The following is an 11,351-nucleotide window of genomic DNA, read 5'->3' on the forward strand; positions in this document are numbered from 1 at the left end:
CCCGGCTATTTTTGGGCTCAAGCGGACCATCTTGGTGGATGAAGTACATGGGGGAGGCCTCGTGAGAAAGTACAAGGTAGAAGGAGACACGGGATATGCCAACCGGCACCGTGAAGTGGTTTAACACCACAAAGGGTTATGGTTTCATCGAACCGGACGAAGGCGGCAAAGATGTGTTTGTGCACATCTCTCAGGTTGAACGTTCGGGGCTGACGGGCCTGTCTGACAATATGAAAGTTGGTTACGAACTGACCGAAGGGCGAGATGGCCGTCAAATGGCTGGCGAATTAAAGCCGCTCTGAACTAAAAGAATCTGCTGCGCCCTACTCCAGCGGGGCGCAGCTGATGCTTTCAGAAAACACATCAGTCGAAGCTGCTTCGAAACGGGTCGGCGCTTCGGCAGGGCACTGTTTTTCCTGCAAAAAGCCATTAGCCCCCCGCTCTCCCCACCTCACGAAACCGTTACCTGCACTTTTGCAGTGGGTTAATTTATTGTTTTTATTACCATTTTTTTAGCTCCACACATCACCAGCAGCGATATTTCTTTCAGCTGAGACATTTAAATCAAATACACGTTTCTTATGTCTCTCGTGTCAGCCGATTTTCGTTGACTGACCTCAGACGACATCATCGTTTTTAGTCTGAGTGTGATTCTTAACCAAAAGAACTGAGGATATTATGTCCCATCACCTCACCCCTTCAGCAATTTTTGCCTGTGTGACTCTTGCATTCGCCGCTCCTGTTCTGGCCGGCAGCGACGCCAACCCGGTGGATGACCACGTCATAGCTGAACAGCGTAAAGCGCTTGCCCAATCGACAGAAGGCGCAGGCTTTGGCCCGCAGGCGCCACGAGATCTGGCAAAACATGAAGGGCTCAACACACGCACCTTTGCGGCTGCGCCCGCCTATACGGAGATGAACCTGTGTGACATCCATTTCCATGAAAACGCCGAGCACAAGGGCGGCGAGTTCACGACCTATGTCGGTAATGGCAATGGTAAGGGCTACGGGACCGGATTCAAATATGATGGAACCCTGACCAAAGAAGAGCTAACACCCGTAGGGCACCCGGTCGGCGACGGTGAACATGGCCTCTTGGAAAGCGGTGACACCATCGAAATCCACTTTGTCCATTCCACAGCCCAGGCGCAGCCCGGACCAACCCTTGGCACCTGTCTCAGCGATTCTATCGCCAACCCACAGCTTCGGGTGGAAACTGTGGTTGCAGTATTGGTAAATGATCCCAAAGCCGCTGATTTCACCGAGATGGCAAAGGTTTCCAAGGTGAATGGGCTTTATCAGGCGGAAAACCTGCCCAACAACCTCGGCACGCCCATTGTCTATGAAGGGTCGACCACAGGACCCAGCTACAATGAGAAAGGCTCTCCGTTCCAGGTGACATGGAGCGTGCGCCCGCAGGTGATCAAGGTCGACATCAACTCAGTCGATGCCTGGTACAAAGACAATATCTTCCAAGAGAACCACGCCCACGGCGTGCGCAACCTGGTCGAAAACGAAAAGCTGCTGTCACCAATCAACCACTAAAGACACCGCAAAAAACCGCCCCCTGTCACTTTGGGGGGCGGCCCTTTATCCCAAGACAAACAGCCCGGTCAGCGGCGCAGATACTCCACCATCACACAGGACGGATCTTCAATGCGCAACGGATTGCGCGCGGCAACCTGCCACTGATCCGCGCAAACCTCCGGGAAATACGTATCGGCCTCGGCGACCTCCGTCTCCACCTCGGTGATCAAAAGCCGGTCCGCCATGTCCATCATACCGCGATAGATCCCGGCCCCGCCAATCCCATAGATTCGCATGTAGCCCTGCGCGCGCGCCTCAGCGACCGCAAGTTCAATCGACGGGACAACCAGATCCGCGCAACCGGGATTGGAAGAGACCACAATGTTCAGACGGTTTTTCAAAGGCTTCACCGGCAGGCTGTCCCATGTGTTGCGCCCCATGATAATCGCGCCGCCAAGTGTTTCGCGCTGAAACGCCTTCAGATCCTCGGGCGCATACCAGGGGATCGTATTGTCCTTGCCAATCGCCCCATTGCGATCACGCGCTACAATCAATGAAATCATCGTGCTTCCTCAGACCGCCACTTGCGCCTTGATATTCGGATCGGCCTCATAGCCGACAACCTCGAAATCCTCAAATTTGAAATCAAAGATCGAGCTTACATCGCGGAGAATATTCAGCTGAGGCAAGGACTTGGGTGTCCGGCTCAGCTGCAGTTCCACCTGTTCCAGATGGTTGGTGTATATATGCGCATCTCCCATCGTGTGGATGAAATCCCCGGCCTCATAACCGGTGACATGCGCCAGCATCTTCAGCAGAAGAGCGTATGAGGCGATGTTGAACGGCACGCCCAGAAACATATCGGCCGAGCGTTGATAGAGCTGCAGATGCATCTTGCCGCCGGCAACCCGTACCTGCCACAGGGTATGGCACGGCGGCAGCGCCATATTGGGCACGTCAGCGGGGTTCCAGGCAGACACGATCATGCGGCGACTGTCCGGGCTTTTCCGGATCAGTTCCACAAGATCGGCGATCTGATCCACACTGCCCGCCCGATACAGCGGCTCATCCCCGGTGGTGCCTTCGACCAGCTCCAACTTCGGAAACCGACGCCACTGATAGCCATAAACAGGACCCAGATCACCGTTTTCATCTGCCCATTCATTCCAGATCCGCACGCCATTATCCTGCAGATAGCGGATATTGGTATCGCCGGAGAGGAACCACAAAAGTTCGTGAATGATAGACTTCAGGTGAAGTTTCTTGGTGGTCACCAGCGGAAACCCATCCGCCAAAGCGTACCTGCACTGCATCCCGAAATAGGAAATCGTACCAGTACCGGTGCGGTCCGTGGACTGAACGCCCTGGTCCCGTACCATACGTAACGCTTCAAGATATTGCTGCATTGCTTTTGCCCCAGGAAAACCTCAATCGCTTGTGTGCTTTTTCGCACGAGATACCATAAATGGCCAGTGTCACGCCGAATGATGCACCATTAAATTATTTACACCCTCTGGTTTTAACGCCGAGCGCGGCCTAAATGTTGACCGCCGACAGGAAGCAAACCTCGGAGGAAAACATGCCACTGAAATATCTCCACACAATGGTCCGCGTGAAGGATCTGGAAAAATCCATGGCCTTTTACGCGCTGTTGGGACTGAAAGAGACCCGCCGCATCGACAGCGAACAGGGCCGGTTCTCTTTGATCTTTATGGCCGCGCCCGGTCAGGAGGACACCCCGATTGAGCTGACCTACAATTGGGACGGCGATGACGACCTGCCCAGCGACAGCCGCCATTTTGGCCATCTGGCTTATGGTGTCGACAATATTTACGAGACCTGCCAGATGCTGATGGACAAGGGTGTCACCATCAACCGTCCCCCGCGCGACGGGCATATGGCCTTTGTGCGCTCCCCCGATAATGTCTCGATTGAACTTCTGCAAAACGGCGAGCGTTTGGAGCCTGCAGAACCCTGGGCCAGCATGGAAAACACCGGCCACTGGTAATCACAAGGCGCATAATCGCATATCAGCAAACGCCCGCAGAGAACCGTGGCGGGCGTTTCGACAGAAGCCATTCAGATAATTTATATTTTGCACAAAACGGTCCACCGTCCTCGGTCCGATCACAAGCCCCCAGTCCAGTCTCAACCCTGCCAAACGCAAAAACGACCGCCCTTTTTGGGGCGGCCGTTTTGTGAATTACTGTTCACCGTTGCATTCTACAACGTGCATCCTGGCGGTCGTCCGGGCCATTCTAGCCGCTCCGACAAGACGCGGAATTCTCCTGATCTTATCTACGTTCAGTAGATATAGCGGATCTGGTCTGACCAGTACCGCTCAACGCGTTTCAATGACGCGGTAATATCCGCAATCCCTTCGAGGCTGATCACGTCTCGGTTTTCCAGGCCTTCTGCGTGGCGCAGGAACAATTCGGTTACGATGTCCCGAATTTCACGCCCTTTTGTTGTCAGGCGTACACGGACAGAACGCCGGTCGATTTCACAACGTTGATGGTGCATATACCCCATCTCGACCAGCTTCTTGAGGTTATAACTCACGTTACTGCCTTGATAGTAGCCACGGGATTTTAATTCTCCCGCAGTAACCTCATTGTCCCCGATATTGAACAGCAGAAGAGCCTGAACCGCGTTTATTTCAAGAACGCCTACGCGTTCAAATTCATCCTTGATCACGTCTAGCAGCAGACGATGCAGACGCTCGACTAGCGCGAGCGCTTCAAGGTAGCCAGTCATGAACCCTTTGGATTCCTGCTGGCCGATTGGCATTTCCATACTCATGCGCATCTCCGACTCGAATTTGCTAGAGACAGAATGCGCTGAATTTCCGAAAATTGCGTTAAGGCGTTTGAGAATTAATTTTGATAAGTTTGCGAGACTTTTTTAACTAAATCAGCAAGTTCTGCGGGTGGCGTCACCTGTCCTGTCACCCATTGCAACAGGTCTTGATCGTTCTCCCCCAACAGGGCCTCATACCGATCCAGCGCGGCAGCATCCATGCCTGCCAGATTGGCTTCGGCGTATCCCTGCAGGAGAATATCCATTTCCTTGATCCCACGACGGATCGACCGCATATAAAGCCGCTTCTTGCGGACCTCCATGCTTTCATCCTTGGGGCTTTGTTCCTTCAGGCTCAAACCAGCTTCGCGCAGGGGGTCGTTCACGCGTTCATCTCCTCAATGACATTCTTCAGACGTTTTTCCAAACGGGCAGCGCGATCAGCGTTTTCGCGCATCTCGCTGCGCAACTGCCGCAAATCAACAAGAAGGTCACGCAGATTTTGCGGAGTGCCATCTTCTTCGGGAGAAGCCGCGCCTTCGCCCTCTCCGGTCATCAACCACATGATAGAGACACTGAGGATCCCCGCCATCATCGACATCCGGTTGGCGCGCGGCTCTGACAGATCTTGCTCCCACCCCGTCAAGGTTGCTTTCTTGACCCCGAGACGCCGCGCTAGCTGTGCCTGCGTCATGCCACTGGCCTCGCGCGCCGCTGCAATCCGATCGCCGAGTGTTGCCATGTCTGGGCCGTACCAATCCGCTTCGGTTTCGGTCACTTTGCCTTCGCTCATCGCCTCACTCCTGTATCAATTCGCGATCTCGCTTGATCGCCTCTGGGCTGCACCCTATGACAGACGCGTCCAACTTTCAAACCGAGGCGCAAAATGTCCGACCTGCCCGCTGAATTCCTCTCATCCACCTTGGCCCGCGTGAAGCCGTCCCCCACGATTGCGGTGACAAACAAAGCGCGCGAACTCAAGGCCGCGGGCCGCGATGTGATTGGCCTGGGTGCCGGCGAACCCGATTTCGACACGCCGCAAAACATCAAGGACGCTGCGGTCAAGGCCATCGCCGAGGGCAAGACTAAATACACGGCCGTTGACGGCATTCCCGAGTTGAAAGAGGCGATCTGTGCCAAGTTCAAACGCGACAACGGGCTGGAGTATACGCCTGCTCAGGTTACCGTGAACTCGGGCGGGAAACACACGCTTTATAACGCGCTTGTGGCCACGCTGAACCCAGGGGACGAGGTCATCATCCCCGCGCCATACTGGGTCTCTTATCCCGATATGGTGCTGCTGGCAGGTGGCACGCCCGTTGCGGTTGAAGCAACGCTGGAAAACAACTTCAAACTGACCCCCGAACAGCTTGAAGCGGCGATTACGCCCAAAACCAAATGGTTCATCTTCAACTCCCCATCGAACCCCACCGGTGCAGGTTATACAGCGGATGAGTTGAAGGGGCTGACCGATGTTCTGATGCGCCATCCCCATGTCTGGGTGATGTCTGACGACATGTACGAACACCTCGCCTATGACGATTTCAAATTCGCCACCCCGGCCGAAATCGAACCTGCGCTGTATGAGCGCACGCTGACCTGCAATGGCGTCTCCAAAGCCTATGCGATGACCGGCTGGCGCATCGGCTATGCGGCGGGTCCGGAAAAGCTGATCGCAGCCATGCGCAAGGTACAGTCGCAATCGACCTCAAACCCTTGCTCTGTCTCGCAATATGCGGCCGTTGAAGCGATCAACGGCACCCAGGATTATCTGGCCCCCAACAACGAGAAATTTGTCCGCCGCCGCAATCTGGTGGTGGAAATGCTGAGCGCAATCGACGGCATCACCTGCCCAACGCCCGAAGGTGCGTTCTACGTCTACCCATCGATTGCGGGCCTCATCGGCAAAACCACCCCAAAGGGCGTGGTCATCGAAAACGACGAGATCTTTGCAACCGCATTGCTGGAAGACACCGGTGTGGCCGTGGTCTTTGGCGCGGCCTTTGGCCTGTCGCCGAATTTCCGCGTCTCCTACGCCACGTCGGATGAGGCGCTGAAAGAAGCATGCACCCGCATCCAGACTTTCTGCGCGTCGCTGACCTGACGCATGGGCGCGCAGATAACAGCCAATCTGCCCAGCCGGGACTTTGATAAGACCGAAGCGTTTTATCATCGTCTCGGCTTTACCACCTCTTACCGGGATCAAAGCTGGATGATCCTGACTTATGAGGAGACCCAGGTGGAGTTCTTTCCCCACCCGGATCTGGCCCCAACCGAAAGCTGGTTCTCCGCCTGCTTAAGGGTCGAAGACATCGCGCCTCTGCACAAGGAATGGTCCGCTTTGGGGCTGTCGACGGATCCGGCCGCCATCCCGCGTCTGTGTGACATCATCCCGGTGCGCGATACGGTGCCACGGATGTTTCCTTTGGTCGATCCAGATGGCACACTATGGCGGGTGATTGATTTAAAGGGTCTGGATCAACACAGCCCCCAAGACAGAAGGCTCGGCTAAAAGACCGCGCCGAAGGGACAGAAATGAGCGTAGAGCTGCCAGAATATTACTTTCGCATCCGTGAAAACGGCGCTGTGGTCTTTAAGGTCGACACCGAAAACCGTCACCGCCGCATAGAAATGGACCAGATCGCCGTGATCAATATTCGCAATGGCGATGTGAAACCCCATGGAAACCGGGCGCTGTCTCCCGAAGATCTGAATGCGATCGGGGCTTGGAAAGAAGACCGGCGCGCTACGTTGCTGAACCGGGAACTGGACGATATCCACCGCACCATCGATCACCTGAACCTGACAACCCAATGGGCTCAGTCCAAGGCCGATGCCGACCAGCTGGAGAATGTTACCGACCGGCTGCTGATGGCCATGCATGACCTGCGCACGGTTCTGGTACGCAAAAAAGCCGACCGGATGAGCAAAGCTTAAATGCAGTCGCGGCATGGACTTAAACATTATTGTTTTTGAACAAGACCGCCAAAGTAAAAAAGGAACGGCAGCAGATGCCGTTCCTTTTTTTTCAAAACACCGGCTTATTGCCGACGTATCAAAATATTATGCGCGAGACTTTGATTTCTTTCTACGCGCAACAGCCAGTCCACCCAGACCCAGCAACAGCAAAGGACCTGCGGCGGGCAGCGGAACCGGAGCCGGTGTCGAGTCGCCGGAAACGGTTGTTGTGGAGAAGGACACGTTTACAGCGCCACTGTTTTCTTGGGCGGTAAATGACAGGGTTCCCAAGGTATCGTCGAAGCTGTTTCCGGAAATGACACCAATCGCTTCAAACGCTTTTGTCACTGAATCCTGGAAAGAGCTAAACGACGTGGCAACAAAGGAAAAACCGCCAACTTCCCAGATCGTTTGCGGTACCACCGAAGCAAAATCGATGTCAAAAAGGGTTACCGAAGCGTTTTCGGCCAGATAGCCAGTAAAGTCACCGGTGCGTTGCAGAGCGGTCCCCGTCGGAGACAAATCGGCAGTGCCAGTGGCAGAAAACTCAGAAGCGTCTACATCGACAAGCCCGACAATATCAATCTGACCTGAAATAGTCGCCGCCTGAAGCGTAGCAGGAACGGTCAGAAGCGCGACCACCATTCCAAATTTCTTCAATTGACCAAACATTATGTATCCTCACTAAAACTCTTGTGTTGGTTCACACATTGCAGCGTCCGCACAAAGCCCAAACTTCGTCAAACTGTTGCCATATTATGCGATCCTGATCTTTCGATAAATAACTTTTTAACCTTTCCTAATACGGCAGCACTCCTTACCTAACGAAGCGACAACAAAAGAAAGTTAATTTTTCGTTACAAAATCAGATGCTTGATAAAAATTTAGGGAAGTACCCGTGAACGTGAGTAGATCCGCACCCTGCGACCGGCAAACCACTTCCGCGCATAATTTTATTCGTGTTAAAAAAATTGAACTTTTGCAAACCTGCGATAAAGAATAAATTTTTATCCTGATATTCCAATGACATACCCGAATCTGGAAGTTTCCTCCAGCGACTCGAATTATGGCTAAACAAAGCGCCTTCATCTGTTAAGCCATGACCATTACCAACGGTTACGGAAACAAACTTTTTCCCCCCATTGGACCGCCAGATAACAACAATTCCCTCTTTCTGTAATCAGTTTCACTTACGTATTTTTCCCGATCTCTTAACCTTTTCCTCGCAAGGAAACGGATTTTGTCGCTCCGATTCTCTTCCTTTTGCGACTCACGAAAAAGGCATCACCTCTCCGTTTGGAAACGTGCAATTCAGCCATCCTAATCGCCGGGTCGGCCTGGCGACTCTTTGCCAAAGTCACATCGCAATCCCCGTGACCCAGTTTCCTCGGAATATCGACAGGCACGCAGGAATTGGGTTTCCTCAGCTTACCCGCAGTCTCCCACCACAAGACGGTTGAGATCTATCCAGTCGTAATCCTGTAATCGGTGCTGTTTTTTTGCCGCTACAGAACAATCATTGCAAAAGCTTCGGCGCGCGATTTCCTTGCCGCATTCCGAAACCTCGGCATCTGTTGCCGTCTCGGACGCGATCAGAAGGGAAATGTCCGGGCCCGTCCCACCAGACGAGAACCGTGCCCGGTTTCTTTCGAACGCAGTAATTCTTTCGCAACGCAGTAAATTGTCATTTTCAATTGCGGCTCTTCTCCGGTGGCGGACCGGCTGAAAGCACTGCGCGACTATTCGTAAGGGCCAAAGTTTACATTGATAAATGCATCCGAGGATACAGGCACACCATACCCTCCACGAACCGGCTGCAGGTTGGCTTGCGTAATCTGAGCGGTCGAAAACGCTGTGTTATCGGGACGTGGTGGAGTTGGCGCGGCACAGACCAAAAGCACCGCGCACACGGCAAAGGCAATGGAAATAGTCTTCATCTTCAATCTCGAGCTTTAAATCACACGCGGAATACACTTTTAAAATTAGTCTCAAGTATGGCGGACATATGGCTCAGACGCATTTATTTTGCGCAATGGGGCCATATGGGATGGCGGATTTCACAAAGTTTCGCGGTGAACGCGCCCGTCCCAAACAGCGCCATACGCCCCAAAACGGGTCAGACTTTGCGCGCAGTTTCTTTTCCGGAGACCGCCTCATCCACCGCATCCCAGGCCTTTCCGTCGTCTCCCATGGGCAAGGCCTGGACCGCATCAGAAGCCGCAAGATCATCCGCCAGGACCACGCGATTGCGACCCAGCGCCTTGGCCTGATAAAGCGCCTCATCTGCTGAGCGAAGCAGGAACTGCGGCATAGTCCCGTTTGCCGGGTAGCTGGCCACGCCAACCGAGATGGTCACCCGCGGCAAGGTTTTCTCGCCATAGCGGACCTTGATGTTTTCCACCTGGCGGCGCAGGGCCTCGGCACGCAACAGCCCCTGCTTGGTATCACAGCCCGGCAGGATCACTGTGAACTCTTCACCGCCCGGGCGGCAGGCCACGTCATCGCCGTCACACGCCTGTTCAAGCGTGCTGCCCACCGATCGCAGGACCATATCACCTGCATCATGCCCATGGGTGTCGTTGAACTTTTTGAAATGGTCCACATCAATCGCAACCACGGTAAAGGAGGCCCCGCTGCGCTCCCCTTCATTGATCCGCTTTCGCAGGGTTTCCGTCATGTGGCGGCGGTTGAACAGCCCGGTCAGCGGATCCCGCACGGACTGGTCATGCAATTCATCGCGCATCCGCACATTGGCAATGGCCATTGAAATCTGCTCGGCGCACATCTGGGCCAAGTCCCGGTCGGCAAAAAACGCGTCTGCATCCTCTATCTTGGCATGCAGATGCAGCAGCCCGACGGTTTCACCATGTGCCAATAGCGGGAAACAGAAATAGGGTTTGTCATTGTCCGCATCAGCATGGCCACATTTGAAGTTGATCTCATTGGCCCCGTATTCATAGGTCTGCCCGCGGCGCAGCCCCCAGCATTCATCCGGTCGGATGTGGTCTTTGTGGGTGCCGCCATTCCAGCTGCCCCAGCCATCCAGCACATCGCGCGAGTTGGAATAGACATACACGCTGCCTTCCGCGTTGGGCAGGATATGGCTCATGAAACGGCCCACCATATCAAACAGCTCATCCAAAGACCGGCTGGATTGCAGCCATTCATTCAGCTCTCCCAACAGTTTGACATCCCGCGCCAGGCGCAGCTGCTCGCTCATCATCTCTTTTTCGCTGGCGGAGCGTTGAATAAGCGCCTCATAACGGCTTCGATTGGTACGATAGAGGATGGTGCCAACCACACTGACAGCGATCAAGGCAATCGCAGACAACCCGGACAGAAGCGCGCGCACCCGCATCAGGAACGTGCTCCGCAAATCCGTAATGTCCGTGTAAAACTCGATGGCTCCGATCACCCGCCCCTCGTCGATCACCGGCTGGTAGACCTCGGCCACCTCACGGACTGAAACATCCTGGTTCAGGGCGTGAAGCCCCAACCCGTCAATTTCCGAGGCCAATTTCTGATCTCGGCTATACACCACTTTTCCCGATGCGATCTCTTGGGCCGGGAAATGCGCGGAGACATCGCGGCCCGTGTCCTGCGACCGGGTGGACCAGAGGATCAGGCCCTTTGGGTCAAACAGGTTAAACCGATAGATATCAGAGGCCTCCGGCAACAGGCTGAGGTATCGGATATCTTCCGGGGTCAAGATTCCATCAGAAAACGTGCGATCCGGATCGCTTAGATGCAGGACCACGCGCCGGTTCCACAGTTCTGAATGTTTGCGTGTATCAGCCTCCATCAGCCGCTCCACAATCGGAACCGAGACGTGATGAACTGTAAATCCGGCGCCCCCAGCAATCGTCAGAAAAGTTGTGGCGGAAAGAAATAGTTTAAGTAGTCTGTGCATGGCGGGAGTACCGGTAAGGAAGTGTATATGCGCCGAAACTCGCACCAAAGGTTAAGGCAAAGGTAAACGCCAGCAGGGCAAAACCTTTACAATTCTTCCGATAAACCGAGCAAAACCCCACGCCGCATACGTGCTTACACGGCTTTTTGCGGTCTAT

General features: G+C 54.2%; 14 protein-coding genes. 6 read left to right on the plus strand and 8 right to left on the minus strand.

All coding sequences use genetic code 11. The features are described from left to right. The first annotated feature begins 95 nt into the window (after nt 1–95). Nucleotides 96–302: a cold-shock protein gene (locus tag ACXAEW_RS17855; protein WP_474942618.1), complete on the plus strand. Its 207-nt coding sequence runs from the start codon at nt 96–98 to the stop codon at nt 300–302. Between the two features lie 376 nt (nt 303–678). Beyond that, nucleotides 679–1,545 (plus strand): delta-class carbonic anhydrase, encoded by an 867-nt coding sequence (locus ACXAEW_RS17860; RefSeq protein ID WP_474942619.1) that lies wholly within the window; start codon nt 679–681, stop codon nt 1,543–1,545. 68 nt (nt 1,546–1,613) lie between these two features. Here ACXAEW_RS17860 and ACXAEW_RS17865 read toward each other — a convergent pair whose 3' ends face one another. Both ACXAEW_RS17865 and ACXAEW_RS17870 read right to left on the minus strand, forming a co-directional pair. Then, entirely contained in the window at nt 1,614–2,090 is a 477-nt protein-coding gene (locus ACXAEW_RS17865; protein WP_474942620.1) for a dihydrofolate reductase, read from the minus strand. Nucleotides 2,091–2,099: 9 nt separating this feature from the next. Further along, nucleotides 2,100–2,933: a thymidylate synthase gene (locus ACXAEW_RS17870; RefSeq protein WP_474942621.1), complete on the minus strand. Its 834-nt coding sequence runs from the start codon at nt 2,931–2,933 to the stop codon at nt 2,100–2,102. A gap of 173 nt (nt 2,934–3,106) precedes the next feature. Here ACXAEW_RS17870 and ACXAEW_RS17875 point away from each other — a divergent pair, with 173 nt between their 5' ends. Further along, nucleotides 3,107–3,535 carry a VOC family protein gene (locus ACXAEW_RS17875; protein WP_474942622.1) on the plus strand — a complete coding sequence of 143 codons (429 nt, stop codon included), beginning with the start codon at nt 3,107–3,109 and terminating at the stop codon, nt 3,533–3,535. 296 nt (nt 3,536–3,831) lie between these two features. Here ACXAEW_RS17875 and ACXAEW_RS17880 read toward each other — a convergent pair whose 3' ends face one another. The 3 genes from ACXAEW_RS17880 to ACXAEW_RS17890 all read right to left on the minus strand — a co-directional run bounded on the left by ACXAEW_RS17880 (nt 3,832) and on the right by ACXAEW_RS17890 (nt 5,119). Continuing rightward, entirely contained in the window at nt 3,832–4,329 is a 498-nt protein-coding gene (locus ACXAEW_RS17880; RefSeq protein ID WP_474942623.1) for a MarR family winged helix-turn-helix transcriptional regulator, read from the minus strand. A 74-nt stretch (nt 4,330–4,403) separates the two neighbouring features. Then, nucleotides 4,404–4,649: an FAD assembly factor SdhE gene (locus ACXAEW_RS17885; RefSeq protein ID WP_474943065.1), complete on the minus strand. Its 246-nt coding sequence runs from the start codon at nt 4,647–4,649 to the stop codon at nt 4,404–4,406. Between the two features lie 59 nt (nt 4,650–4,708). After that, the gene (locus tag ACXAEW_RS17890) at nt 4,709–5,119 is read right to left on the minus strand and encodes a helix-turn-helix domain-containing protein (RefSeq protein WP_474942624.1); all 411 of its coding nucleotides are present in this window, start codon (nt 5,117–5,119) and stop codon (nt 4,709–4,711) included. A 93-nt stretch (nt 5,120–5,212) separates the two neighbouring features. On the opposite strand from ACXAEW_RS17890, the gene ACXAEW_RS17895 reads away from it, so the two are divergent. The 3 genes from ACXAEW_RS17895 to ACXAEW_RS17905 are packed head-to-tail and all read left to right on the plus strand — an operon-like array spanning nt 5,213 to nt 7,263. Continuing rightward, nucleotides 5,213–6,430, plus strand: coding sequence for a pyridoxal phosphate-dependent aminotransferase (locus ACXAEW_RS17895; protein WP_474942625.1), 1,218 nt, complete (start codon nt 5,213–5,215; stop codon nt 6,428–6,430). Nucleotides 6,431–6,433: 3 nt separating this feature from the next. After that, nucleotides 6,434–6,838 (plus strand): VOC family protein, encoded by a 405-nt coding sequence (locus ACXAEW_RS17900; RefSeq protein WP_474942626.1) that lies wholly within the window; start codon nt 6,434–6,436, stop codon nt 6,836–6,838. A 23-nt stretch (nt 6,839–6,861) separates the two neighbouring features. Beyond that, on the plus strand, nt 6,862–7,263 hold the full coding sequence (locus tag ACXAEW_RS17905; protein WP_474942627.1) for a hypothetical protein: 402 nt from the start codon (nt 6,862–6,864) through the stop codon (nt 7,261–7,263). Between the two features lie 126 nt (nt 7,264–7,389). Here ACXAEW_RS17905 and ACXAEW_RS17910 read toward each other — a convergent pair whose 3' ends face one another. From ACXAEW_RS17910 to ACXAEW_RS17920, 3 genes are all read right to left on the minus strand, one after another. Then, nucleotides 7,390–7,956, minus strand: coding sequence for a VPLPA-CTERM sorting domain-containing protein (locus tag ACXAEW_RS17910; protein ID WP_474942628.1), 567 nt, complete (start codon nt 7,954–7,956; stop codon nt 7,390–7,392). A 1,067-nt stretch (nt 7,957–9,023) separates the two neighbouring features. Then, nucleotides 9,024–9,221 (minus strand): hypothetical protein, encoded by a 198-nt coding sequence (locus ACXAEW_RS17915; protein WP_474942629.1) that lies wholly within the window; start codon nt 9,219–9,221, stop codon nt 9,024–9,026. Between the two features lie 179 nt (nt 9,222–9,400). Next, nucleotides 9,401–11,086, minus strand: a complete 1,686-nt coding sequence (locus ACXAEW_RS17920; RefSeq protein ID WP_474942630.1) for a sensor domain-containing diguanylate cyclase — start codon at nt 11,084–11,086, stop codon at nt 9,401–9,403. Between the last annotated feature and the right edge of the window lie 265 nt (nt 11,087–11,351).

It is taken from the genome of Epibacterium sp. ABZ3_068 (assembly GCF_056159265.1).